At 63.4% G+C, this 25,072-nt stretch carries 16 protein-coding genes; 8 read left to right on the forward strand and 8 right to left on the reverse strand.

The annotated features are described in order from the left end of the window. Window positions 1–85: 85 nt before the first annotated feature. The 4 genes from secD to KF708_01475 all read right to left on the reverse strand — a co-directional run bounded on the left by secD (window position 86) and on the right by KF708_01475 (window position 6,336). The gene (secD, locus tag KF708_01460) at window positions 86–3,253 is read right to left on the reverse strand and encodes a protein translocase subunit SecD (protein MBX3411354.1); all 3,168 of its coding nucleotides are present in this window, start codon (window positions 3,251–3,253) and stop codon (window positions 86–88) included. An 18-nt stretch (window positions 3,254–3,271) separates the two neighbouring features. Next, window positions 3,272–3,655, reverse strand: a complete 384-nt coding sequence (gene yajC, locus KF708_01465; GenBank protein MBX3411355.1) for a preprotein translocase subunit YajC — start codon at window positions 3,653–3,655, stop codon at window positions 3,272–3,274. Window positions 3,656–3,996: 341 nt separating this feature from the next. Beyond that, a complete protein-coding gene (tgt, locus tag KF708_01470) occupies window positions 3,997–5,151 on the reverse strand; it encodes a tRNA guanosine(34) transglycosylase Tgt (protein ID MBX3411356.1) in 1,155 nt (384 codons plus the stop codon). 24 nt (window positions 5,152–5,175) lie between these two features. Next, the gene (locus KF708_01475) at window positions 5,176–6,336 is read right to left on the reverse strand and encodes a Gfo/Idh/MocA family oxidoreductase (protein ID MBX3411357.1); all 1,161 of its coding nucleotides are present in this window, start codon (window positions 6,334–6,336) and stop codon (window positions 5,176–5,178) included. Between the two features lie 983 nt (window positions 6,337–7,319). Here KF708_01475 and ppk1 point away from each other — a divergent pair. After that, window positions 7,320–9,491, forward strand: a complete 2,172-nt coding sequence (ppk1, locus tag KF708_01480) for a polyphosphate kinase 1 (GenBank protein ID MBX3411358.1) — start codon at window positions 7,320–7,322, stop codon at window positions 9,489–9,491. A gap of 24 nt (window positions 9,492–9,515) precedes the next feature. Here the strand turns inward: ppk1 and KF708_01485 are convergent, their stop codons facing one another. The 3 genes from KF708_01485 to KF708_01495 form a co-directional block, all read right to left on the reverse strand. Further along, window positions 9,516–11,099: a CehA/McbA family metallohydrolase gene (locus tag KF708_01485; protein ID MBX3411359.1), complete on the reverse strand. Its 1,584-nt coding sequence runs from the start codon at window positions 11,097–11,099 to the stop codon at window positions 9,516–9,518. 60 nt (window positions 11,100–11,159) lie between these two features. Next, on the reverse strand, window positions 11,160–12,782 hold the full coding sequence (locus tag KF708_01490; protein ID MBX3411360.1) for a response regulator: 1,623 nt from the start codon (window positions 12,780–12,782) through the stop codon (window positions 11,160–11,162). 136 nt (window positions 12,783–12,918) lie between these two features. Then, on the reverse strand, window positions 12,919–14,676 hold the full coding sequence (locus tag KF708_01495) for an HDOD domain-containing protein (protein ID MBX3411361.1): 1,758 nt from the start codon (window positions 14,674–14,676) through the stop codon (window positions 12,919–12,921). 571 nt (window positions 14,677–15,247) lie between these two features. Here KF708_01495 and KF708_01500 point away from each other — a divergent pair. Further along, window positions 15,248–15,841, forward strand: coding sequence for an aminodeoxychorismate/anthranilate synthase component II (locus KF708_01500; protein ID MBX3411362.1), 594 nt, complete (start codon window positions 15,248–15,250; stop codon window positions 15,839–15,841). A gap of 2 nt (window positions 15,842–15,843) precedes the next feature. After that, a complete protein-coding gene (locus KF708_01505) occupies window positions 15,844–17,070 on the forward strand; it encodes a molybdopterin molybdotransferase MoeA (protein MBX3411363.1) in 1,227 nt (408 codons plus the stop codon). Between the two features lie 30 nt (window positions 17,071–17,100). Here the strand turns inward: KF708_01505 and KF708_01510 are convergent, their stop codons facing one another. Further along, window positions 17,101–18,354 carry a TlpA family protein disulfide reductase gene (locus KF708_01510; protein ID MBX3411364.1) on the reverse strand — a complete coding sequence of 418 codons (1,254 nt, stop codon included), beginning with the start codon at window positions 18,352–18,354 and terminating at the stop codon, window positions 17,101–17,103. Between the two features lie 207 nt (window positions 18,355–18,561). Between KF708_01510 and lnt the strand changes: the two genes are divergently transcribed. The 5 genes from lnt to KF708_01535 all read left to right on the forward strand — a co-directional run bounded on the left by lnt (window position 18,562) and on the right by KF708_01535 (window position 25,071). Beyond that, complete coding sequence (lnt, locus tag KF708_01515; protein MBX3411365.1) at window positions 18,562–20,274, forward strand: apolipoprotein N-acyltransferase; 1,713 nt, start codon at window positions 18,562–18,564, stop codon at window positions 20,272–20,274. A gap of 278 nt (window positions 20,275–20,552) precedes the next feature. Beyond that, the gene (locus tag KF708_01520) at window positions 20,553–21,419 is read left to right on the forward strand and encodes a hypothetical protein (GenBank protein MBX3411366.1); all 867 of its coding nucleotides are present in this window, start codon (window positions 20,553–20,555) and stop codon (window positions 21,417–21,419) included. Then, window positions 21,397–21,654 (forward strand): hypothetical protein, encoded by a 258-nt coding sequence (locus KF708_01525; GenBank protein ID MBX3411367.1) that lies wholly within the window; start codon window positions 21,397–21,399, stop codon window positions 21,652–21,654. Before KF708_01520 ends, KF708_01525 begins: the two co-directional genes overlap by 23 nt. A 46-nt stretch (window positions 21,655–21,700) precedes the next feature. Continuing rightward, a complete protein-coding gene (locus tag KF708_01530; protein MBX3411368.1) occupies window positions 21,701–22,750 on the forward strand; it encodes a rod shape-determining protein in 1,050 nt (349 codons plus the stop codon). Window positions 22,751–22,773: 23 nt separating this feature from the next. Continuing rightward, complete coding sequence (locus tag KF708_01535) at window positions 22,774–25,071, forward strand: hypothetical protein (GenBank protein ID MBX3411369.1); 2,298 nt, start codon at window positions 22,774–22,776, stop codon at window positions 25,069–25,071. The last annotated feature ends 1 nt before the right edge of the window (window position 25,072 follow it).

The following is a 25,072-nucleotide window of genomic DNA, read 5'->3' on the forward strand; positions in this document are numbered from 1 at the left end:
AGGGCAAAATGAAACGACCCCCGCGAGGAGGCCAGAACGCCGCCTCGCGAGGATCGTTTGCTGGATGGAATTCGACGCCGTGCGATCAGACGGCCGCTCGAGCTTTCTTCGTGGCGAGAGCGGGCTTGGCATCGGCCTGACGGCCCAGCAGCCAGTACAGCACCGGAGCGGCGACGTAGATCGAACTGAACGTACCAGTGAGAATGCCGATCAGTAGCGTAAACGCGAAGCCGTGGATGCCTTCGCCGCCGCCGATGTAGAGAATCAAGATCACCATCAACGTCGTGCTGCCGGTGAGCAACGTACGACTCAGGGTTTGATTCACGCTCTGATTGAGCATGTCGATCGTAATGACGGGACTCTTGCCCCGCACTTCGCGAATACGATCGAAAATCACGATCGTATCGTTGAGCGAATAACCCACCAGGGTGAGAAACGCCGCCACGATCGAGAGATCGATCTTGAACGGGTCGATCAACAGGAAGCCGAGCGAGTTGGCCACGTACTTGCTGATGGCCAGGATGCCCAGTGTGATGAGCACGTCGTGTACCGTGGCGACAATGGCCGCGGCGCCGAAGCTCACCTTCTGGAAACGCACCCAGATATAAACCAAAGTCGCCAGGAGACTGGCCACCATGGCGTACAGGGCCTGCACGCGAGTATTGCCCGCCACGGCGCCGCCGATCTGCTCGGCCGAGGGAAACACGGGCGTGGAGTTGAGACGCTGCTGGATCTCGTTGAGCAACACGCGCGCCTTGTCTTGCGGCTGATCGAAACGGACCTGCCAAAGCTTCGAGCGCGCCGAATTGGGATCGAGATTCTCGACGGCGAAACGGGTACCGGAATGTTCGGCGCCGCGGCTATCGATCTCGCGATGCAGCATATCCTCGACCGTTTCGCGGTCGAGAGGTTGCTGGAACTCGAGCCGTGCTTGGGTTCCGCCCACGAAACTCGCGACCGCAGGTGCCTCGGTCGCGGCGGCCGGGACCGTGGTCGTGGCGGGCGCCGGTTCGGTGGTTGGCGCCGTCGCGGCAGGGTTCTCTTCAACTGGCGGAGTCGATTCTGCCGGCGACTGTTCCGTAGCAGGAGTCGCCGGTGCTGTTTCGGCGGGAGCTTCCGCATCGCTTTCCTGGAAGGCGAAGGCGAGCAGTTCGCCGTCGAGGGAGGCCCGTGCGGCGCCTTCGTTCGAAGCGGGAGTGGCCGATTCGTCAGCGGGAGCCGATTCGGACGGCGGTCCGGTCGGTACCTCGCCGGCCGGCGCTTCGATCGTCGTACCGCCCGCGGGAGCTTCGGCCGGGGGTGTGGATGTCTCGGCCGGGGAGGTCGTACCGGGCGTCAAAGCCGGCGCCGCCGGGCCAAGCATCTCGGACGTGATCGTGGCGAGTTCGTACTTCAAGCCGTTCTGGGCCAGCTTGTCGCCGAACATTTCTTGCAGTTTGTTCTGGACCTCTTCCTTGATGGGGAGCGACGTGACCACCTGGAAACGCACGCCCGCCGGTTCGCCCGTGATCTGGACGTCGTTGACCGTAACGTCGGGCATCTCTTCGCTCACCAGCGAGCGAATCTCGGCCACCTTTTGCGGCTCGTTGAAGAGGACCTCGACCTTGCTGCCACCGGTGAAGTCGATGTTCAAGATGTCGCTACCGCGAAAGAAGACGGCCACCATGCCGATGGCGATCATCGCCAGCGAGATGCCGACCGCCCCGCGGCGCTTGCCGAGGAAGTCGATGTGGGTCTCGCCGATGATCTGCATCATCTTGAGGTTCGTAATCCAGCGACGACGCTCGGCGATATCGAAGACGACGCGGCAACCAAACACCGCCGTGAACATGCTCCAGATGATGCCCAGGATCAGGGTGGCGGCGAAGCCTTTCACCTGCTCGGTACCGACGGCGTAGAGCACGATGCCGGTGATGATCGTGGTGACGTTCGAGTCGGTGATCGTCACCGTGGCGCGATCGAAGCCATTGCGGATGGCCATGCGTAAAGCGGAGCCCCGTTCCAACTCCTCGCGCATGCGCTCGTAGATGAGCACGTTGGCGTCGATGGCCATACCGATCGTCAGCACCAGACCGGCCAGGCCCGGCAAGGTCAGGGCGACGTTGAACACCATCATTGTCGCCACGATCAAGAGCATGGCGAGGAACAAGGCCAGATTGGCGACGAAGCCGGCAAAGCGATAATAGATCAGCACCACGATCGGCACGACGATCAGCGAGAGCAGCATCGCCTTGGCGCCGCGGTCGATCGTGTCTTGTCCCAGGGTCGGACCAATGACCTGGCTGCTGATGGGCTCCTCGGTCAGCGTGGCCGGCAAGCTGCCTGCCTGCAGTACCGCGACGAGATCTTCTTGTTCCTCGGGGGTGAAGCTGCCCGAGATCTGACCGCGTTCGGCAATCGGGCTGTCGATGGTCGGAGCAGAATAGATCGTGCCGTCGAGGATGATCGCCAGGCGGCGTTTGAAGCCGGAGACGGCGTCGGGCGAATTTTCGCTCGTCAGGCGATAGAACAGGTCGGCCCCGCGCGCGTCGAAGAGGAAGCCGACGGAGGGGCGTCCCGTCTGGGCATCGTTGTCCGCGATCGCGCTGCGCAGGTAGCCGCCGTTCACGTTCTGCTTGTCGATGACGACGAGCACTTCTGATTTGCCGTCGGGGCTACGCCGCGTGGCGAGATTCGTATCGCCCAGGATCGATTGCTGATCCTGGCCCTCGTCCAGCGGCACCCATAGCGCCACCACCGAATCGCCGCGACGTACTTGTCGGGCCGTCGATTCCTCGGCCAGACGGATCAGGTCGTCGTGATCGGTCGAGTTGGCCAGGATGCGGAATTCGAGCGTGCCGGCGCGGCTGATTTTCCGCTCGATACGGTCCAACTCTTCCGAGTCGGCTTCGGGAATGATGATCTCGACGGCCTTCTCGCCAAAGCGGCGCACCGACACTTCCTTGACGCCGCCCGGATTCACACGGCGGGCGACGGCCCCGATCAGCTTGTCCATGTCGACGGGCCCGGCCTGTGGGTCCTGCGAGGGGAGCACCTCGTAGACCATGATTACGCCGCCGCTGAGATCGACGCCTAGCTTCGGTCGCCCCCCCTTGCTCCAGATGACGACCAGGCTGGCCACCACGCACAGCAGCAGCACGCCGATCTTCCAGCCGTAATCGGGCATCTTGAGATAGCGGGCGAGGTAGGTGCCAACCACGAAGGGGAGGATGGCGGTCGCGAGGGTGATCAGGATGATGAGATATCCGGACATGTTCCGTGTTCCCTGCGTTTAGTTCGCTTTCGAGGATTTGTCAGCGTCGGGTTCATCGCCCAGAATGCGCGCGATCGAACTGAGGGTGACCCGCAGCTTCGTGTTCGTGTTTTCGTCGATCTTGAGGGTGACTTCGTCGGAATCGGCCTGCACGCTGGCAACCACGCCATAGATGCCACCGACGGTGACGACGCGATCGTTCTTCTTCAAAGCGGCGAGCATCTGCGAGCGGGTCTGCTGCTCGCGCTTCTGCGGTCGCACCATGAGGAAGTAGAAGACGAGCCCGATCATCAGAAAGGGAAGCGCCAGGCTAAGCAAGCTGCCCTGGGGATTCTGCGGCGCGGCGCCACCACCAGCGGCTTGTGCAACGAGGAGGGCATCGGTCCAAAACAACAGATTCACGGCACACTCTCGATCTATTCGGGCAGCGTCGGAGCCCCCGCAGGCCATCACGACGTATCAACAGCGCCGCCCAGTTGGCGTCACGGATGGAAGAAGGCCGAGGCCGCGCCTGGCCAACATTTCAACCCGCCGTAAAACGTGCGGCGGCCGACTGTCAGAGAACGGGAAGGATCCGCCCTGGGATGGCATCCGTGTCCAACCGGCGCGTATCTTAAGATCTTGCGCCCCAACGGGCAAGGGGACATGACACACGCCGCGCAGGCCGACGCGATTCTGCAGGGAGTGCGCCCGATCGGTCACGCCATGTTGGGCGTGCGCGGCCGAGCGCGAAGGCCCATCCGTTAGCGCTCTGAAGCACCTTCCGGCGAGGCCGCCTCGTCGCCGGCGGCCCAGGACTGGTGCTTCGCCTGGCGATACTCGACAAAGCGATCCGCAGCGATGGCTTCGCGCGCGTCGGCCATAACGCGTTGGTAATACGTGAGATTGTGCGCCGTGAGCAAAATCGGCCCCAGCATCTCGCCGGCCATGAACAGGTGTCGCAGATAGCCGCGGCTGTGGCGGCAGGCGGGGCAGGGGCAGCCTTCTTCCAAGGGGCGATCGTCGCGCTGGTACTTCAAGTTGCGCAACCGACGCACCCCCTGATCGGTGAAAGCCAGCGCGTTGCGGCCGTTGCGCGTGGGCATGACACAGTCGAACATGTCGATGCCGTGCCCGACCGCCTCGAGCAGATCCTCGGGCCGCCCCACTCCCATGAGGTAGCGTGGCTTATCCGCGGGCAGCGCCGCCACGGTGTGGGAGAGGATGTGGTACATCTCGTCGGGCGTCTCGCCGACGCTCAATCCGCCGACGGCGTAGCCATCGAACCCGATGGCCAACAGCTTCTCGGTGCATTGCAAACGAAGCTCGATGTCGAGCCCCCCCTGGACGATGGCAAACTGCGCCTGTTCGGGACGGGAGGCCGCCTTGCGACAGCGTTCGGCCCAGCGGACGCTGCGTTGCATGGCCTCGGAGATTTTGTCGCGCGTGTTCGGGAGCGCGACCACATGGTCGAGCACCATCGCGATGTCGCTGCCCAGAGTTTCTTGGATCTTCACCGCACGTTCGGGGGAGAGCTCGACGACGCTGCCGTCGATGTGCGAGCGAAAGACGGCGCTCTGTTCGCTGATGCGCGCCCGCTGCGCGAGGCTGAAGATCTGAAAACCGCCACTGTCGGTCAGGATCGGCCCCGGCCAGCCCATGAAGGCGTGCAGTCCGCCGAGCTCGGCGACGATCTCCTCGCCCGGGCGGAGCGTGAGATGGTAGGTATTGCCCAGGATCATGTGCGCGCCGGTGGCGCTCAATTGATCGACGGTGATGCCTTTGACCGTGCCTTGCGTGCCCACGGGCATGAAGGCGGGCATCTCGACCGGGCCGTGGGACGTCTGTAGCGTCGAGCGGCGCGCGGCGCTGCCTGCATCGCGGTGGTGAACCGAAAAAGTAAAGTGGGCAGCGTTCATCGGGGTGGATCGACTCATTCGATCCTAGCGGCGGGCCCGTTTGTGATGCAGCGGCACCCAGGCCCCCTTTTCATGGCTGCTCGTCACGCATTGCTGGATGAAGTACATCCCTTCGACGCCGTCGCTGACGTTCGGGTAGATCGTGTTCACGCGCTCGAAGGACTTGCCCGTGGCGCGCAGCGCCATGTCGTCGTAGGCAAAGCGATAGATATTCGCGAAGGCCTCGAAGAAGGCCTCGGGGTGGCCGCTCGGCAAGCGGCAGGCGGCACGGCCCGATTCGTTCATGTGTGGGGCGTTCGGGTCGCGCGTGTAGAGGGCGTGGGGCTGGCCGTTGCGGCGGAAGACCATCACGTTCGGCTCCTCCTGACGCCAGGTTAGCGAGCCCTTGGTGCCGTCGATCTCGATGGAGAGGTCGTTTTCGCGGCCGTGGGTAATCTGCGAGGCGGTGACCGTGCCCAGGGCGCCGTTCTCGAAGCGGATCACGGCGTGGCCGTAATCGTCGAGTTGCCGGCCCGATTCGAACGTCTTGAGGTGGCAGCTCACCGATTCGGGCAGTAGGCCGGTCATGTAGCGTGCCAGGTTGTAGGCGTGCGTGCCGATATCGCCAAAGCAGCCGGCGGCGCCACTCTTCGAGGGGTCGGTGCGCCAGCGGGCCTGCTTCTGGTCGTCGGTCTCGAGCCGCGTACGGAGCCAGCCCTGGATATAGTTCGAGCGGAAGGCGTTGATCTCGCCCAACTCGCCCGAGAGGATCATTTCGCGGGCTTGGCGGACCAGGGGATAGCCGGTGTAGTTGTGCGTGACGGCAAAGACGACGCCCGAGCGGTCGACCGCGTCGGCCAGCTTTTCGGCCTGAGCGAGATCGAACGTCATTGGTTTATCGCACATGACGTTGAAGCCCGCCTCGACGGCGGCCAGGGCGATGTCGTAGTGGGTGTGATTGGGCGTGGCGACCGAGAGGAAGTCGATCCGCCGGTCGTCACCGAGTTTCTTTTCGGACTCGATCAACTCCTGCACCGAGCCGTAGGCCCGCTCGGTGGGAATGTCGTAATCGGGGGCCGACGCCTTGGCCTTGGCGGGGTCGCTCGAGAGGGCGCCGGCGACCAAGGCGGCGCGGTTGTCGAGCACTGCGGCCGTGGCGTGGACGCGGCCAATGAACGCGCCCTGGCCGCCGCCGACCAGCGCCATGCGCAGTTTCCGATTGAGGGCTCCGTTGGTGGCCATCGCCTGATACTCCTGTACTACGGGTGTTCGTTAGAAGGCGTCGCCGTAGTAGTCGATCTATCGATGAATGTCAGCTTGAGGATAGAGTCTTCTGGGTCGCATTTTTCGGAGAGCCACCTACTTCGTGCCTGACATTGAGCGATAGATCGACTAGTAGGTCAGGTACCCCGTACCTGACACCGTTCGGCACCGCCAGCTCAAAAGAGTATCAGGCACGAGGGCCTTGCGCAAGTGCGGCGTCAGTCTTTGGGGATTGTCAGGTACGGGATACCTGACGGGAGCTGTCCTGTTGTCACAAAGACTCGTCGATTCGTTTTCCGATTCCAAACTCGCGACGCAGATCGTGATTTGTTTGTTCGGCCGGCTGAAATCGACCCTCATCAACGTCCTACAAACCCCGTCGAACGGTATCATCAATGAACTGACAATCACGTGAGTCATGCCACAGCATGAGAAGCTCATCGAGTGATGCAGGATTATCACCTCCGCAAATCAATTCCAGGGCGAATTGGTGAAAGTCGGCAAGTTCGTTGCGAACATTGGACATGGAAGACACCCCTTCTGCGTAGTATGTTCAACCAATTCGGTTTGCCTTTGCAGGTGGTGTTTTACAATACCCTATATGCATATGCGAACGAACCCCTACGAGCCGCCGAAAGTGGTGGAGCCGGAGCAAGGGGATCATGGCAGTGACTTCTCTGGTTGCCTGGTTGACTTCTTGGTTGTTGCAGTAGCTCTGGCAGCAATCACCCTGTTGTTCATTCTCGTGGGGGATCTGGGTGCAATGTGAGGATTCTGTGAAGCAGGCTGGTGCATAAGTTTGCACCAGGACATGGCCGCCGCACGCCGGGGCTGTCCCGCTCCTATCGTTCGCGTAAGATGACAGTGGCCCATCGGGTCTGGTCCGCGAGTGTGTGCGGGCTGCGAACGTTGCACAAGGTGCCGCCGTGATCGTGCAGAAATTTCTTCCCGAGCACTTTATCAACCGCGAGTTGAGCTGGTTGGAGTTCAATGCGCGCGTGCTCGAAGAGGCGATGGACCCTACTAACCCGTTGCTCGAACGGGTGAAATTTCTGGCGATTTTCAGCTCGAATCTCGACGAGTTTTTCATGGTGCGCGTCTCGGGGCTGCGCGAGCAGGCCTTTGGCGACGGCGCCCCGCAAGACTACACGGCCGACGGCATGAGCGCGCTCGCGCAGCTCGAGCGCATCGCCGCGCGAACGCAGGAGCTGGTCGCCGCGCAATACCGCTGCTGGAACGAGTCGGTATTGCCTGAACTCGAAGGGGCCGGCATGCGCCTGTTGCGTCACGAAGAACTCGAGGCGCCGCAGCACGAAGAGCTGGACCGGTTCTTCCGGGAACGGGCCTTCCCGATTCTCACGCCGATGGCGATCGATCCCAGCCACCCGAACCCGCGGTATCACAATCGCGGCTTGTATCTCGGCGCGATGCTCGAGCGACGCAGCGGGCTGGGGCCGCGGCAGCTCTTTGCCGTCGTGCAATTGCCGCAAGTGCTACCACGGCTCGTTCCTTTGTCGAGTAGTGGCGACTTGCACTTCATTCTGCTCGAGGATGCCGTCTCGGCGCGGCTGCCCGAGTTGTTCGGCGGGTTCGACATTCTTGCCTCGACCACGTTCCGCGTGACGCGCGACAGCGATATCGAACTGCTCGAGCAAGAGTCGGACGACATGCTCCGCCTGATCGAAGAGCGTATCAAGGCGCGCGAGCGTGCCCAGTCGGTGCGGGCGGAAGTCGCGGCTGGCGGCAACGCCGAGCTGATCCGCCTGATCACCGAGGCCGAGGAGCTGCACGATACCGATCTTTCGCCGTCGAGCCCCTACTGCGAGGTGTATCGCATTCCGGGGCCGCTCGATCTGACCGCCATGATTCAACTGGCGCTCGTGCCGGGGCGCGATCACCTGCGCAACGCGCCGTTCGTGCCGCAGATGCCGCGCGGACTCGGTTATCACGGCGGCGAGAACCTTTACGCCAAGATCGGCGAGCACGACGTGCTGCTGCACCACCCGTTCGAGTCGTTCGAGCCGGTGGTCGATTTCGTCAGCCGCGCGGCGAACGATCCGAAGGTGCTCGCCATCAAGCAGACGCTCTACCGCACGAGCGGCGGCTCGCCGATCGTGCAGGCACTGGTTCAGGCCGCCGAGAACGGCAAGCACGTGACGGCGCTCGTGGAACTGAAGGCCCGCTTCGACGAAGCGAACAACGTGAGTTGGGCGCGGCAGCTCGAACGCTCGGGCGTCCACGTGGTGTTCGGCTTCATGGATCTGAAGACCCACTGCAAGCTCTCGCTCGTCGTGCGCCAGGAGGGTGATTCGCTTCGGCGGTACGTTCACCTTGGCACGGGCAATTACAACCCGACGACGGCGACCATCTACACGGATCTCGGCCTGTTCACGGCCGACGACGACGTGGCGGCCGACGCTTCGGCGCTGTTCAACCTGTTGACCGGCTATTCGCAGGGGCACGAGTGGCGCCGGTTGGTCGTGGCCCCCACCGACCTGCACCGGCGCACGATTCAATTGATCGACGGGCAGGCCCAGCGTGCCCGCGAGGGACGCCCTTCGCGCATCTTCGTCAAGTTGAACGCGGTGGTCGACCACCGCGTCATCGAGGCGCTCTACCGCGCCAGCCAGGCGGGCGTGCTGATCGAGATCGTGGCCCGCGGCATTTGCTGCTTGCGACCGGGGCTGCCCGGCATTTCCGAGACGATCCGCGTCCGCAGCATCGTCGACCGGTTTCTCGAGCACAGCCGCATCCTGGTGTTCGGGCCCGACGACGATTGCGAGATCTATCTCTCGAGTGCCGACTGGATGCCGCGCAATTTTTACCGCCGGGTCGAGGCGATGTTTCCGGTCGACGCCCCCGAGCTGCGCGAGCGCATTCTGCACGAGATCATCCCGGCGTACTTGCGCGACAACGTCAAGGCGCGCCTGCTGCGTGCCGATGGCACGTACGAGCGGCCGACGCTCGATTTCGGCCAGCCGCAGCATCGCTGCCAGATCGAGTTGTTGAACTCGGGACGCCTGCACGAAGTGGGCCTCGCGGCACCTAGCGGCAATGGCAATACGGCGGATAGTGAGCCGGCGCCGGCCAACTTCTAGTGCTCTCGCGGTGTGAACAGGCGCTCAATCGGCGTTCGCTTGCCGCAGCAGCTCTTGCCAGAATTCGCGTGCCTGCTCGTGGTATTCGAGCACTTCCGCACGTTTGGCTTCGTCGGTCAGCTTGATGCGCTGCATGCGCTCGTCGATCCAGTCGAGGAAGAACTGCACGCTTTCGCGGCTGATGCGCCGCTGCTGATCGCCGATCTCGACGTAGTAGGGGCCAGTCGAAGCATAGCGGTAGGTCTCCGAGATGCTCGTGACGGCGCGGATCAAGAACCAGCCACTTTCTTTGACGATCAACGGGGGAAGACGTCCTTCGCGCTGGGCGAATTCATCGAGCCGGATCGATTGCACGACATTGCCGTTCTGTACGATCTCGAGATAGTCGATCGGGTCGCGCGTGGCCAGGTTCAGGGTGACGTCGAGCTCGAGCGTTTCCCCCTCTTCGGCCGTAAAGACGTGCCCCGGCAGCCTGCCGGCCACCACAGGACGCAGCAGCGGTCCATTCGTCACGACGACGCGCCCCTTGCGGAAGGCCTCCCACCAGCCCTCGTAGGTGAGATCGCTGCCGGCGAAGACATAGACGCGGTTGTAGCCCACCGGATTGGGCAATACACCCGAGGCGCTGCCGGCCGACGGCGGAATGCGCAGCCCGCAGTTCAGGATGTGGTAGTAGATGTCGACCGACCACTTGCCGTTGCCCAGTGGATCGGGATAGCGGCGTTTGTCTCGCGGCCGCCCCCAGGCTTCGTCCTTTTTCATCTCCGAGCGGCAGAGATGATTGTTCAACAGGCCGATCGAATCGACCTTGTCGCTGGCGAGCCAGACGGGCACATCCCACCAGAAGGGTTTCTCGATATCGATCCAGGCGTTTTCCTGACGGCGGGCTTCGAGCAGGAACTTCATCGGCGAGGGGTATTCCTGCTCGGCGGCAGAGATCTCGAGGGGCTGCGGCAGATTGAAGTACAGCAGCGCGCCGCCGGCTCGCTCGTCTTCGCCCCCCAAGACCTGATAGAAGCGATTGCCGTCGAAACGAACCACCGGATCTTTGGGGGGGCGTTTCGTTTGCCACTCGTTCTTGTCGTTCCACCAGGTGATGACGGGCGCCACGTGCAGGTCCTCGGCCTGCATGAGCAGTTCGATCTCTTTCAGCGACCGGTGAATGTGGAGATCGCCCGACCACCAACCTTCGTCGGCCATGTCGGCGATACGCTTGAGTTCGACCGTCTTGGCATCGTCGGCGTTGTCTTCGATAGCGAAATGACCGCTGACGCGGACATACTCCGGTCCGCGTTCGATCTCGAACTGGTATTGCCCGCGAGGCAGGTCGAGCGTGACGTGCCCTGGGATCACGACGTGGTCATGCCAGAAGGGGAGTCGCGCGATGCGCCGCACCTTGCCCGAGGCATTCTTCAGGTGCAAGCGGCAGGCAACCGGTCGGCCCGTCGCGGCGTCGACGACGGTCAACTCGAGCGTGCCCCCCTTGGCCCAGGCGGTCGATGCGGTGGCCAACAGGCAGAACAATGTCAGGGCGGCTACCCAACGGTCTCGGCTCAGCAGGCGCGGGCACGTCACAAGATCACCTTGCGCATGGAAGAATCGGCTCATTCCTCCAGCATACGCTACAGATGCGTGAGGGTGCTCGGCGGCTGCAAAACCGTACTCCAGCTACCGTTCGTCCCCTTTGTCCGGCAAGCCGGCGCCCCCCGGGTCCAAGATGTTGCGAATCATGGCGGTCAGGACCTGGGGCGAGAACGGCTTCTGCAGCAATTGCCTGTTTTGTTCGCTCACGCCATTGCGCAAGATCGCGTCGTTCGTGTAGCCCGTCATGTAGAGAACGCGTTTCGGATCGACCAGATAGGGGATCATCTGCTCGGCTACCTTTCGGCCGTTCATGTCAGGCATGACGATGTCGGTGAGCAGCAGGTCGAGCCTCTGCCCGAGCTCACTCGCGATGCGCAACGCCTCGGCCCCGCTGCCGGCCGCGATCACGTGATAGCCGTGGGCCATGAGGAGTCGTTGCACAAGATCGCGCACGCCATCTTCGTCTTCGACCAGGAGGATGGTTTCGTGTCCTCGTTCGGAGATACGCTGCGGTTCTTCGCACGTCTCGATCGAGTTGCCTGCATGAAGGGGAAAGGCGAGCGTGAAGCTGGTGCCGTGCCCCATCTCGCTGGCGACGTGGATGCGGCCGCCACTCTGGGCCACGATGCCATATACGGTGGCGAGCCCCAAGCCGGTGCCATGCCCCAGCTCCTTCGTCGTGAAGAATGGCTCGAACATGCGCGAGCGTGTGGCCTCGTCCATGCCGCAGCCGGTGTCGGTTACCGATAGCGTGGCATAGTGCCCCTGCGGAAGCTCGGGAAAGCGGACGTCGGCACTACCTTCGCAGATCTCGAGCCGGCGCGTGACGATTTCCAGCAAGCCCCCCTGCGGCATGGCATCGCGGGCATTGATCGCCAGATTCATCAGGACTTGTTCGAGCTGACCCGGGTCGGCCAAGATGGAAAGCGCTGCATTGTCGAGCGAGAGCGCCAACGAGACATCCTCGCCGATCACCCGCTGCAGCATGCCGTGAATGCCCTGCGCGACCCCATTGAGATCGACCACTTGCGGACGAAGCACTTGCTGCCGGCTGAATGCGAGGAGTTGCTTGGTGAGCGATGCGGCGCGCCGGGCGGCACTGTCGATCTCGAGTACCGAATTGCGTCCCGGTTGCCCGAGCGACAACTCTTCGCCGAGCACGTCGCAGTAGCCGAGGATGATGGTCAGCATGTTGTTGAAATCGTGCGCGACGCCGCCGGCGAGCCGTCCCAGGGCTTCCATTTTTTGCGATTGACGATATTGGTCTTCGAGCAAATGAAGCTGGGTTTCGTCGAGGACGTAGCCCAGCAGTCGCTCAAGCTGTCCGGCGGTATCGCAAGTTGTCACGAGATTGGCACGCACGGTCAAAGGGGCGCCATCGGCGCGCCGGCAACGCAGTTGGCGGAGTGAAATACTTTCGCCGCGCCGTAGCGCCTCGGCGAGTGTCCAGCGATCCCCCTCGTCCTCCAGCAGGTCGCACAGGGACGCACCGTACAGGGACTCGTCGTTCGAGAAGCCAAACATACGGCGAAAGGCCGGATTCGTGGCAATTAACTTACCTTCGTCGTCGGCGATGAACACGCCGGTCATATCGTTCTCGAAGAGTTGGCGATATCGCTCTTCGCTTGCTCGTAGCGAGGTCTCTGCCTGTTTGAGGGGCGAGATGTCGGCGGCGATCGTGTTGGCGGCGGTGGTCCTGGCGGTCATGAAAGACTCGAGTTCCTCGTCGGACATCGTATGCTTACGAACGTGTGGGAGATGCGCAAGTCAGAGTCTGCGCCAGGCCGTTCCGTCCGCCAGGTTGTTTTCCCTCACGGCGGTCGAGTTGCGCGGGCAGCGGCGGTTAGTAAAACGACGTGGCGACCGCCGCGGCGAGTCGTCGTACCGACGGATCGCCTGACCGATCATAGAGCAGCTTGCCGCAGTGTCGCAGCGCGGCATAACTTGCCGGCATGAAAAGTGCTTCGGCCCCGGCGAGGAGGGATTGGTTCGTGTGTTCGTCGGCGATCAGCACGCGCGGCACGCTGCCGGCCAATCGCGCGAGTGCTTCTTCGGACCGCTCGCTGATGCCTCGGCAGCAGTTGACGAGCACCGGGCGTTGCTCTTCGGCCAACTGGACACGTTCGATCGGCACGTAGTGCCAGCCGAGCGAATCGAGGTAGTGCGGTACGACGTCATTGGTGGCCAGGCCGAGATTGCAGTAAGCGAAGGCGCGCCCCGGAACACCTACCGCGTCTTCGTTCGTCCGCGGCTTGAAATGTGGCAGCTTGCAGAGCGATTCGAGTTCCTGCAGATCGCGGCGAACCTCGTCGATCACCTGCGCGAGCGCATCGTGGCCGAGATACCGAAAGGCATCGATGGTGGGCAGATCGATCAGATCCCAACCTTCCCAGCGTCCCACGGCCAACTCACCCAAGACGGCGGCGAATTTCAGCATTTCGACTTTGCTGCGCAGCGGCTCGGCGATCGAATTCAGCTCATCGAAACGCAAGTCGGCGTATCGCAAAGGAAGAAAAACGTCCTCTGGGATCGACCAGGTGGCGAGCAGATCGGCCATCGCCTGGCAGTCGGACTCGGGAAAGACGGCGCGTTCCTGCAGCGCGAGGGCCTGCCGCGTTGTCTGGCAGTGCAGAATCATCGTCTCGTATTCGCGTGGGTAAATCGTTCCCAGCACGATGCGCCCGAGTGGCCGCACGAGGGCCGAGAGAAACAAGCCTTCATCTTCGCCGCCGAGGGTGGTCTGCGAACTGATGCGCTCGATGACGAGACCGGCCGCCATGCTTCGCCGCCAGAAGAGGCTGACATCGACCCAAGGGAGCACGCTCGACGTGAGGGTCGAGAGCGTGGAACTGGCCAGCGCCAACTCCCCCACGCGTTTGAAGCCGATGCGCACGACGGCGTCGCGCAGATCTTCGATCGGGGGGGAGTGCGGTCGACGGTAGAAGGCGCTATTCGCCATCTTCAATATCTCGACCGCCAAAGACGCATCGCGCACGAGGCAGGCCGTGAGCTTGTCGGCATCGATCTCGTCCTTGTTGGTCAGGTTGACGACCTCGATGGCCACTTTCGAGACGGGCAGGATTGTGGCGACATGGGCGAGTCGGCTCTGGAAATCCTCGCGATCGATCATGGTCGAGGAGGCGTCGTGGCCAGTACCTTGCTCGCGAGCATTGGTCGAGTTCGCCGGTCTGGTGCGATCCGACAATTTCGGTAGCGGTCCGTCGCTGGAGCGGCGATCCATCAGGGCGCGCAGCTTCGTAGCGAGTAGCGAATAGTTGATCGGTTTGAATTGGATATCGTCCACGCCGCGCTGCAGCAGATCTTTGGCCAATCGCGGTTCCAGGATGCCGGTCACCACCACCACGAGTGGACGCTGGGGACGCGACAGCAGGTCGGTGGCCAGGGCGTGTCCGTGGCGATTCGGCATGCGCAGGTCCGTGACCACGGCATCGAAGTGCGCCATCTGCAGCAGTTGATCGGCTTCGTCGCCATCGCATGCCGGTGTGCAGGCGATATGCAGGTTCTCGAGTGCCCGCATGATCAGCGATCGAATGGGCGGCTCGTCATCGACGACGAGGACGCGATAAAGGGAACCATTCATGGCAACTACCCCTGGTACCGAGGACATGGTTCGAGGAAAACGGACGGCAACGCGGTCGCAAGATGTCGCAAGGGAGCGAGCAAGGTGCAGGAAGTCTCCTTACCGAAAAACGAGCCTCGAGAAATCCGCAGGGCTCGTTGCTAAGAAGTGCGTCGCCCGCGAACTAGGGAAACGTAGCACTTCTCGACCGCCCGGCTGAGGAATTTGCGCCGTCATGCACCACGATTCTTCAACCGACGCGTCAAAACAGGGGTGATTCCCCTATTGCGCCTGACGGACGATCAATTGCCATGAATCGCATGCGCTAACCTGTGATTTGCGCGAGACCAACGTGAGCGTCTCGCATCCCCCTACTAGGGAAGCATCCAAGAGGGGATGCGACGGCGAGGAGCGAACAGGGGGATATCCGCTGGCACGTGCCTTATCTCACCGGTGCAGGGGGAATCATGACCCGCGACATGGCAGAATTCCGCCCGCTGCGTTACATTAGCCGGAGCAGGCCCGCCGCCGAGGAGCGAACCCTTTCTTGGTGCGCGTGTCGCCAGAAGAACGGAGAAAATCTGGACCCGCCATGATCCTTGTGATCGATAATTACGACTCGTTCACCTACAACCTCGTCCAGCGGTTGGGGGAGATCGACTCGACGCTCGACGTTCAGGTCCATCGCAACGACCAGATCACGACCGATGAGATTGCCGCGAAGAACCCTTCGCACTTGATCGTCTCGCCGGGGCCTTGCACGCCGCGCGAGGCGGGCATCAGTTGCGAGGTCATCGAACGCTTCGCGCCGACGGTTCCCTTGCTCGGTGTCTGTCTGGGGCACCAATCGATCGGGCATGCCTTCGGGGGCGATATCGTGCGGGCCGAGCGGCTTATGCATGGCAAGACCGATCAGATCTTCCACAACAATTCGGGACTCTTCGAGGGGCTCGAGAATCCCATGATCGCTACCCGCTATCACAGCCTGGTAATTCGGCCGGGCACCTTGAGCGACGACTTCGACGTCTGCGCCTGGAGCGACGACGGCCAGGGAACGCGGGAGATCATGGCCATTCGTCACCGGAACTATCCCCTCTATGGATTGCAGTTTCATCCGGAAAGCTTTCTGACCGATCGCGGCACCGATCTGCTGCGACGTTTTCTGGCCGTCCGCGGCGGGCGCTAGCGATGATTTCGGTCGAAGATGCCCAGCGGCTCGTGCTCGAACAAGCGACCGCGCTCCCCGCTGAACGCGTGGAGCTCGTCGATTCGCTGGGGCTCGTGCTGGCCGAAGCGGTCGCCAGCGACATCGATTCGCCGCCGTGGGAAAAGTCGATCGTCGACGGTTACGCCGTTCGATCGGTGGACCTCGCCACCGGCGAGGCCGAACTCGAGATCCTCGAAGAAGTGATGGCCGGCGCGGTGCCGACGCTCGAAGTCGGGCCGGGTCAGGCCACTCGCATCATGACGGGGGCTCCGACGCCGGCTGGTTGCGACGCCGTCGTGATGGTCGAGCAGACGGAAGTCTTGCCCGCTGTCTCGCCGGGTACCCTGGGGCGCGTGCGGATTCATGCCGCCAAGCTGGAGGCGGGCCGAAACATCCTGCGCCGCGCCGCGGCGATGAAATGTGGCGACCCGGTGCTCGCCCCTGGCGCGATCATTCGTCCCGCCGAGATAGGATTGCTGGCCGAGGTTGGCAAACGTCACGTGTTGGCTCAGCTTCGTGCTCGGGTGGCCGTGCTGGCCACCGGCGATGAGATCGTTTCCTGCGAGCAGAAACCTGGCCCCGGTCAGATACGCAATTCCAATGGGCCGATGCTGTGCGGTTTGGTGCGAAGGGCAGGAGGGACGGCGCACGACCTTGGCATCGCGGCCGACACCACCGAGTCGCTCGACGCGCATGTTCGTCGCGGCCTCGAAGCGGACGTGCTCGTGCTGTCGGGGGGTGTGTCGGCCGGCGTGCTCGACTTGGTGCCTGGCGTACTCGCCGCGAATGGCGTGGAACAGGTGTTCCACAAGGTAAACGTCAAACCGGGAAAGCCAATCTGGTTTGGCGTCTTGAATCGAGAAGATCGGCGGCGACTTGTCTTCGGTCTGCCGGGAAACCCGGTCAGCTCGCTGGTCTGCTTCGAACTGTTCGTGCGATCCGCCCTGCGGCAACTGGCCGGCGAGCGCGACGTGTTGCCGCGGCCGCGATGGGCGCGCCTGACGCGTTCCCATACGATTCGTGGCCCGCGCGATACGTATCATCCAGCGGTCCTGGAGGAGTCGGAGGCAGGTTGGACGGTCGAGCCCGTCGCCTGGCGCGGCTCGGCCGACCTGCGCGCCCTGAGCGCGGCGAACTCGCTGGTGCTCTTTCCCGGGGGGGACCGCACGTTCGAGCCGGGCGCGCGACTCGCCACCATCCTCCTTTGACGAATTTGACCACCGCGTGGAGAGTTGGGCCTACTCCTTGACCAACGTATCGACGCGCCTGGCAAGCGACTCACCGCGCGCGTTCTTGGCGCGGATATTCCCCTGTTTATCCAGGACGAACGTGGCAGGGAGGCCGCGCACGTGCAATCGCTCGACGATCGGTCCCAGGCCTTGTTCGCTGATTGGGTCGTTCCAGTTAGGCCATGAAACTTTCTCCTTGGCGATGACCTGACGTGCATCTTCCAAGTTGGCATCGCAGTTAACACCAAGAATGGCAAAGGACTGGTCGCGGTACTGTTCGGCCAACTGGCGCAAATGCGGCAGTTCCTCGCAGCAGGGTCCACACCACGAGGCCCAAAAGATGACCACCACTACCTTGCCGCGGTAGTCGGCCAATTTGAGTGGATGGCCATCCAGATCCACGCCCTCGATCGACGGCAGCGGCTGACCGAGTGCCAGCGTTTGCAACTCGTCGAGCAACGACTCGGCGATTTGATCGAGTGACTTGCGACGCCACGGAGAGGTACTCGTGGATTCGTCCGCAGGTACGTAGGCGATCTCGCCGAACTGTGCTACCAGTGAAATGAGCAATTCGCGCGAGCGCCGGCGGGTAACCTCGACGTCGCACTCGCGGAAAATCGCGCGGAAGGCCTCGATGCGGGCATCGTCACTGATCGCCTCGACTTTGGAGGAGAACTCCTCGGTCATGCGGGCTTTGTTGATCAGATAACGGGCCAGGGCCAAACGCGCGAGTCCCTGGGCTTCGCGCTCCTGCGCGTGCTCGACCAGACCTTCGAGAAGGACATCGCGGCTGCGCGTGGCCAGGTTGTCGAGGTGCATGCAGGCTCGCGGAACGGCCGAGTCGTTGGCATGGTATTCGACCAGCAGTGTCACCGCGCGCAGATGCATGTCGGCCAGGATTCCGTACGCCGTCCAACTACCTCCACGCTGCACAATCCACAGCAAGGCGTCGCGCGCAGCAACGTCGTCGGGCTGCGCTTCCGCCAGGCACAACAGTCGTCGCGAGTAGTCAAGTAAATCGGGTGCAAGGTTAGCTGCCTGTAGCTGCTCGTAATCGGACTCGGCGCGATCGAGCAGGGTGAGGTAGTGATGATTGGCAGACTCCCACGCGCCGAGAATGGCTGCCACCTGTTCGTCTCGCGGCAAGGTCGCATTCGGAGCTTCCGCCGCAACAGGCGAGGTGCGCATTCCGAAAACGACGGCGATCATCATCGCCGTTAGCAGCCGAGCCCATTTCGTCGGCACGACCGTTCGACGGTTCATTTTCGTTTTCCGTTGTAGGTTCGATGTCTGCAAGACGGAACGAAACGTACCGCGAACCCGTCCCGCGAGGCAAGGCGAGCAGGTTCTTTGGCGGAACGGCGAACGGGGATCTGAAACTCGGCTGGCCGGGTGGACGGCTTCCGCTTAGGCTGTGAGAGATCTGGCGTCGTCTTTCCCATTCCCCCCATATCCCGAACCAACGCTCCTATGCGTCAGACGCCGACGATTTCTGTCCGGGGGCGTCGCAGCCATTTGGCCAAGACGAGTTCGCCCAACGACGAAGAGCTCGCTGCAGCGATGCTGCGGTTGGTGCGGTACCAGCGAACCTGGGTGTTGGCATTCGCGTCGGCCGTGCTTCTCTGGCTGTCGTTCCCACCGGTTGATCTGTGGCCGCTGGCATGGATCGCTCCGCTTGGTTGGTTGCTGTTGATTCGCCAACCGACGCTCTCGGGTCGCCGACCCTATGGCCTGTTGTGGCTGGCAGGCTTTGCCTTTTGGATCGCGATGCTTCAATGGCTGCGTCTGCCGCACCTCGGCACGGCGATCGGCGGCGTGTTTCTTTCTGCTTATCTCGCCTGTTATACGTCGCTGTTCGTGGGTATTTCGCGCGTCGCGCTGCATCGCCTGCACCTACCGCTCTGGCTCGCCGCCCCAGTGGTCTGGACCGGGCTCGAGCTGGCACGGGGGCATCTGCTGACGGGATTCACGCTGGCGAGCCTGGCCCACACGCAATACCGTTGGCTGGCCGCGATTCAGGTGGCCGATCTCGCGGGGGCCTACGGCGTGGGCTTTGTGGTCCTGTGCGGAGCGGCGTCCCTCGCCGCGGCGCTGCCCTGGAGCGGAGAACGATTTCGCCCGCGCAGGCTCGTGCCTGGCGTGCTGCTCCTCGCAGCGACGCTCGGCTACGGCCAGTGGCGACTGTCGGAGGAGCACACGCGCCCCGGGCCGCGCGTGGCCCTGATTCAGGGCTCAATCGACATCAAGGTCAAGGCCGATCCCGGCATGAAGGAGGTCGTCTTCCGCGAATATATCGAGCTTTCGCGGCTGGCGCTGCGCAGCGCCGACGACATCGACGTCGTCATCTGGCCCGAGACGATGTTTCGCGAGCCGCTGATCACCTATCGTGACGATGCCGCGCCCGCGCCGGGGCAGGAATGGGAGCGAGCCGATCTTGAAGCGGCCCATCGCTTGAGCCTCAACAACCTGATCGACTCGGCTCAGGGGCTGAACTCGGCACTTTTGCTCGGCTTGGATCGCCACGATTATGGCAACCAGCGCGTCTGGCAATACAACTCCGCGGTGCTAGTCGATCGTGCGGGCGAGTTGCGCCATCAGTATGACAAGATGCACCCGGTGATGTTCGGCGAATACATCCCGTTCGGCGAGATTTTTCCCTTCGTCTATCGGTTGAGTCCACTTTCGGTGGGGCTCTCGGCCGGGGCGGGGCCGGCCGCCTTCGAGGTGGATGGGGCACGGCTCGCGCCGAGCATCTGCTTCGAGAACATGCTGCCCCACCTGATTCGCCAGCAAGTACTCACCCTGGCCGAGCAGAACCAGGAGCCCGACGTGTTGGTCAATCTGACCAACGACGGCTGGTTCTACGGTTCGAGCGAGCTCGACCTGCACCTGGCGAATGGGTTGTTTCGCAGCGTGGAACTAAGGAAACCCATGCTGATTGCCGCGAACACCGGCTTCTCGGCCTGGATCGACGCCGAGGGACGCATCGTCGAGCAGGGGCCGCGCCGCGCGACGGGATTCATCGTGGCCGATGTCGAACTCGACGATCGCCATAGTCCGTATCAAAGCTATGGAGATCTGCCGGCATGGGCCTGTCTGCTGGCGACGCTGGCGTTTGGCGCCGTCGGGCTGTGGGACTGGCGACGATCGGTCTGCTCGCTGCCGGGCGAGCCAAAGGGCTAGAAACTGGCCCGCAAAATCGGCTCAAACCCTGCTAGCGTCAATTGTTTCAGCTTGCCTGAGCTGCGCGGATTCTCATTGACAGTGAGAAGAGGGGCTAATTATACTGGCCAGTCATGTCAGAGGCTCTATCTCTTGTCTAGCTCAATGGTTGAGTTGCCTGCCCGTGGTTTAGGCCGGGTAGGAACCTGCGTCGCCCACGGCGCGCCGCGCGACAAGTCTGATACGGAACAGATCCTGCAAGATGCTGCCTCGATCGGCCCCTTGGTAGGAGAGGTGCGGTGAATTTCGTCGGCAAGATTTTTGTCGTGCTGATTACGGTCATGGCCTTGGTGTTCATGGCCTTTGCAGTGGCCGTCTATTCGACGCACAAGAACTGGCGTGACGTGGTGATGAACCCCACGCCCACGCCGGGCAAGCCTTTGGGCTTGAAGCCGCAATTGGATCAGGCACGCGCCGCCAACAACGATCTGCAGCTACAGATCGAGGCGCTGAGGACGGCCATCGAGACCGAACAGGCCGGCCGCCGCGATCAAGTCGCCAAGCTCGAACAGGAAAAAGAACTGCTGACGCGCGAACGGGACGAGCGGCTCCGCGAGCAGGCGGCCCTGGTCGAGCAGACGCGACGCTCGGTGGCGGCGATGGAGGCCACGCAAAACACGCTTGAAAAGCTGCGCGAAGAGGTGGTGGGGCTGCGGGCTCGCATCGTCGAGGTCAGCCAGGACCGGGACAAGCACTTCGCCCGCATGGTGGAGTTGACCGATCAACTGCAGCAGGCCGACGGCCGCTTGAAGCTGCTCGAAGCGCGCAACACCGAATTGCTCGAGCAGAAAGCCCGCATGGCGCAAGTGCTCGACCGCCACGGTCTCGATGAGTTCACGCCGGTGGACAACATTCCGCCCAAGATCGACGGCATCGTGCTGGCCGTGGGAGACAAGGGGTTGCTCGAGATCTCGCTCGGATCCGACGACGGTCTCCGTACCGGACACACCCTCGAGGTCTATCGCCACGAGGCCACGAACAGCAAGTACCTTGGCCGGGTCGAAATCGTCGATCTCGAACCCGATCGTGCCGTGGCCAAGGTGATTCCCCAGTACCGCAAAGGCGTCATTCAGAAAGAAGACCGTGTCGCAAGCCGATTCGACTGATACCCCGCGCGGCGTCTACGTGCAAAAGCCGAAGGCCGACATCTACACGGTCATGCTGGCGATTGCGCTCGTCGCGATTCTCGTGGCCTGCGTGTGTCTCTTCCTGGAGATGCGGGCCTACAACTACGATATCAAAGCGACGGAAGGCAAGTTCCGCGGCGCCATGCTGCGGCATTCGCTGCCCGTAGCGTCGCGCTCGCTAACGTCCGAATTGCCGAGCACGACGCTCGGCTAAGCCACGCTGGTTTCGAACCCCTCTTTCACCGTGGGCCCGAGCAAGGATGCTCAATCGAATCCTCGGATTCTTCGGCGCCGATCTGGCGATCGACCTGGGCACGGCCAACACGCTGATCAGCGTGGCGGGCGAAGGTCTCGTCTTGAATGAACCCTCGATCGTGGCGGTCGAAGAGGGGACGAATCGCATTCTCTCGGGGGGGTGCGCCGTGGGGCACCTGGCCAAGCAGATGCAGGGACGCACGCCCGGCTCCATCTCGGTGATACGCCCCCTGTCGCACGGCGTCATCACCGACTTCGAGTTGTGCGAGGCGATGTTGCGCTATTTCCTGCGCAAGGTGCAGCGCAGTCGCTGGCAGGGACGCCCGCGCGTCGTGGTGGCTGCGCCCGGCTGCATCACGCCGGTCGAGAAACGGGCCCTCTACAACAGCACGCTGCGTGCCGGAGCGCGGCAGGTGTTCTTGCTCGACGAAGCCAAGGCGGCCGCCATCGGCGTCGCGCTGCCGATTGCCGAGCCCGTGGCCAGTATGGTCTGCGACATCGGCGGCGGTACGACGGAAGTCGCCGTCTTCAGCCTGGGGGATGTGGTGTCGAGCGCCTCGGTGCCTACCGGCGGCGACAAGATGGACCAGGCGATCGTCGATTACCTGCGTCGCAACTACAGCCTGCGGATCGGGATTCCCACGGCCGAGCGTTTGCGGATCGACATCGGCAGCGCCTACCCGCTCGAAGAAGAGTTGGTCGACGAGGTGCGCGGACTCGACACCGTCAGTGGCTTGCCGCGCAAGGCGACGATCACGAGTGAAGAAGTCCGCGCGGCGCTGGGCGATCCGCTGGAAGAGATCCTCGAAGCGATCCGCGGCACGCTCGATGGTTGCACGCCCGATCTGGCGGCCGACCTGGTCGATCACGGCATCGTGCTGGCCGGAGGAGGCTCGCTCGTGCGCGGGCTCGACCGCTTCGTGACGGAACGGGTTGGATTGCCGGCGCGCGTTTCGGCCGATGCCCTGACCGCGGTGGCCAAGGGGACGTTGATCTGTCTCGAACATTTGCCGCGTTGGCGTCCTTCGCTCGAATCGAGCGACGACGAAGTCTAGCGCGCGAGGCGTAAGGGATTCGCATGCCGGCGGCGCCACCTTGGAACTGGGATGACGTGCGGCCCGCCGACGAGGCAGGCGCGCCGGCGGTCGATCCCCGCCGGCGGCTGCGCTGGGCCTGGCTGGCCTTTCTTCTCGGCTGTGCGATGGTCTTTGCGCGGCTCGTCACGCTCGAGGTGAACGAAGGGCCAGCTTTTCGCGCCGCGGCCACGCGGCCCATCGAGCGCCGCTCCTATCCGCCCGGCATGCGGGGGCGCATCGTCACGCGCGATGGTACCGTGCTGGCCGCCGATCGACCGTCGCAGGTGCTGGCGATCGAGTACCGGCGGCTGCAGGATCCGCCCCATGCCGACTGGCTGCGCCGCACCGCCCGCGCGGCCCTGCCCCGTCGCGAACGCCGGGACGCGGCGCGTCTGGCCGAGGCGGAGGCCAAGCTGCGAGTCGAGCTCATCGATCAGCACCGCCGGTTGGCCGATCTTTGTGGCGTGAGTCCCGCGGAGTGGGAACGCCGTCGTGCGGCGATTCAAACGCAAGTCGAACGCATCTCGCGGCGCGTGAATGAACGCCGCACGGAGCGTGACGCCCACGAGACGGCCCAGACTCGTCGACAGGCCGAGGAGTATTCTGGCGACGAGGCCCCCTGGTACGCGCGGCTGGCGCAGATCGCTCGCCGGGTATTGACCCCAGACGAAACCGCACGCGAGTCGGTGCCTATCGTCGTGGCCGAGGAACTTGCCTTTCACGTCGTCTCCGATGATCTTACCGGCGACATGGTCGACGAGATCGAACGGCATCCCGAGCGCTATCCAGGGGTCCGCATCGAAGAGCGGATGACGCGCGATTATCCCGTCGGTACGCTGGCGGCCAATCTGCTGGGGCACTTGGGCGTTGTCGCGCCGGAAGAAATCGCAGCAGCCGCGAGTTCTCCGGTAACGCACGCCTACGACGCGCGCGATCGGGTCGGTCGCATGGGGCTGGAGGCGGGATATGAACCCGTGCTTCGGGGCACGCGCGGAGAAACGGTCGAGTACACTGATCCGCTCGGACGCGTCCTTTCGGTCGAGCACGCGCGCCAGGCGGCGGCCGGTCACGACCTAGTGCTGACCGTCGACGCGGCCTTGCAGGAAAGCGCCGAACGCTTGCTCGACGGCATGCTGGCGCGGCGTCCGCGCGAGCTGAGCGACCCGACGACGTCGCGGCAAGGACTCGGCGGAGGAGCGATCGTTGCACTCGACGTCGACACCGGGGCCGTGTTGGTGGCGGCTTCGGCGCCGCGCTTCGACCCGAGTTTGTTCTTGGGTGGCGATCCCGCGGAGCTTCAGCGCGTGCTCGTCGATGCCGAGCATCCCCTGTTCGACCGCGCCACGCGGATGGCGTTGGCCCCTGGCTCGACGTTCGAGCCGATCACGGCGTTGGCGCTGTTGAACGATCGGCATTTCGATGCCCAGGAATCGTTCGACTGCCAGGGCTATTACAAAACTCCCGAGCGGCAGCGTTGTGCTCAGTTCGTTCGCACCGGCGAAGGGCATGGCGAGCTCACGCTGCACGAAGCGCTGGCCGCCGACTGCAATGTCTACTTCTATCATCATGCCCTCGCCTTGGGTCCGCCCAAGCTGATCGACGTGGCGCTACGTCTGCGGTTCGGACGTCCAACGGGGCTCGATCTGCCGGGCGAGTCGCGCGGATTCCTGCCCACGCCGGCCAATATCCGCGATATCGAAGGGCACGCCTGGCGCCACGGCGATACGCAAACCCTGGCGGTGGGGCAGGGCTCGCTGGCGGTGACGCCGCTGCAGATGGCTCGGGCCATGGCGGCCATCGCCAACGACGGACGGCTCGTCACCCCGTACCTCGTCGAGCGGTTGAGCAAGCCGGCCGGAGGGTATGTCTCGCCCGACTTGCTGTCGGCCTATCAGCCGTCGCGTGGCGAAGAACGCTATGTGGAAACGATCGACCGTCGCGCGTTTCGCGAGCTGCGCGGGGCGCTCCACCTCGCCGATCGCCACGAATCGGCAGTAGAGACGGAAGCGACAAAAGAGTTTCCCGCGCCGCGTCTCGACTTCGCCGGCAAGGCGGGCACGGCTGAAACCGCCGGCGCCCGGGCGAGTCATGCCTGGTTTGCGGGGTTCGCGCCGGCGGATGCTCCATGCGTGGCGTTTGTCGTCGTGCTCGAGCATGCCGGCGACGCGCAGCAGAACGCCCTGCCCATTGCGACACGGCTCGTCGAGCGCATGCGGCAACTGGGCTATTTCGAGTCGGACGACGCGCCGCCTGGCGCGCGAGTCGCCGGCATGCGCCGTGGCGAGTCGCTGGCCGAATAGC

Source organism: Pirellulales bacterium, assembly GCA_019636335.1.
GTDB lineage: Bacteria > Planctomycetota > Planctomycetia > Pirellulales > JAEUIK01 > JAHBXR01.

Bases quoted from the DNA above. Each gene is read 5' to 3' on its own strand.
- secD (MBX3411354.1), bottom strand. From the start codon at position 3,253: ATGTCCGGATATCTCATCATCCTGATCACCCTCGCGACCGCCATCCTC.
- tgt (MBX3411356.1), bottom strand. From the start codon at position 5,151: ATGAACGCTGCCCACTTTACTTTTTCGGTTCACCACCGCGATGCAGGC.
- KF708_01475 (MBX3411357.1), bottom strand. From the start codon at position 6,336: ATGGCGCTGGTCGGCGGCGGCCAGGGCGCGTTCATTGGCCGCGTCCAC.
- KF708_01485 (MBX3411359.1), bottom strand. From the start codon at position 11,099: ATGAGCCGATTCTTCCATGCGCAAGGTGATCTTGTGACGTGCCCGCGC.
- KF708_01490 (MBX3411360.1), bottom strand. From the start codon at position 12,782: ATGACCGCCAGGACCACCGCCGCCAACACGATCGCCGCCGACATCTCG.
- KF708_01495 (MBX3411361.1), bottom strand. From the start codon at position 14,676: ATGAATGGTTCCCTTTATCGCGTCCTCGTCGTCGATGACGAGCCGCCC.
- KF708_01500 (MBX3411362.1), top strand. From the start codon at position 15,248: ATGATCCTTGTGATCGATAATTACGACTCGTTCACCTACAACCTCGTC.
- KF708_01505 (MBX3411363.1), top strand. From the start codon at position 15,844: ATGATTTCGGTCGAAGATGCCCAGCGGCTCGTGCTCGAACAAGCGACC.
- KF708_01510 (MBX3411364.1), bottom strand. From the start codon at position 18,354: ATGAACCGTCGAACGGTCGTGCCGACGAAATGGGCTCGGCTGCTAACG.
- lnt (MBX3411365.1), top strand. From the start codon at position 18,562: ATGCGTCAGACGCCGACGATTTCTGTCCGGGGGCGTCGCAGCCATTTG.
- KF708_01530 (MBX3411368.1), top strand. From the start codon at position 21,701: ATGCTCAATCGAATCCTCGGATTCTTCGGCGCCGATCTGGCGATCGAC.
- KF708_01535 (MBX3411369.1), top strand. From the start codon at position 22,774: ATGCCGGCGGCGCCACCTTGGAACTGGGATGACGTGCGGCCCGCCGAC.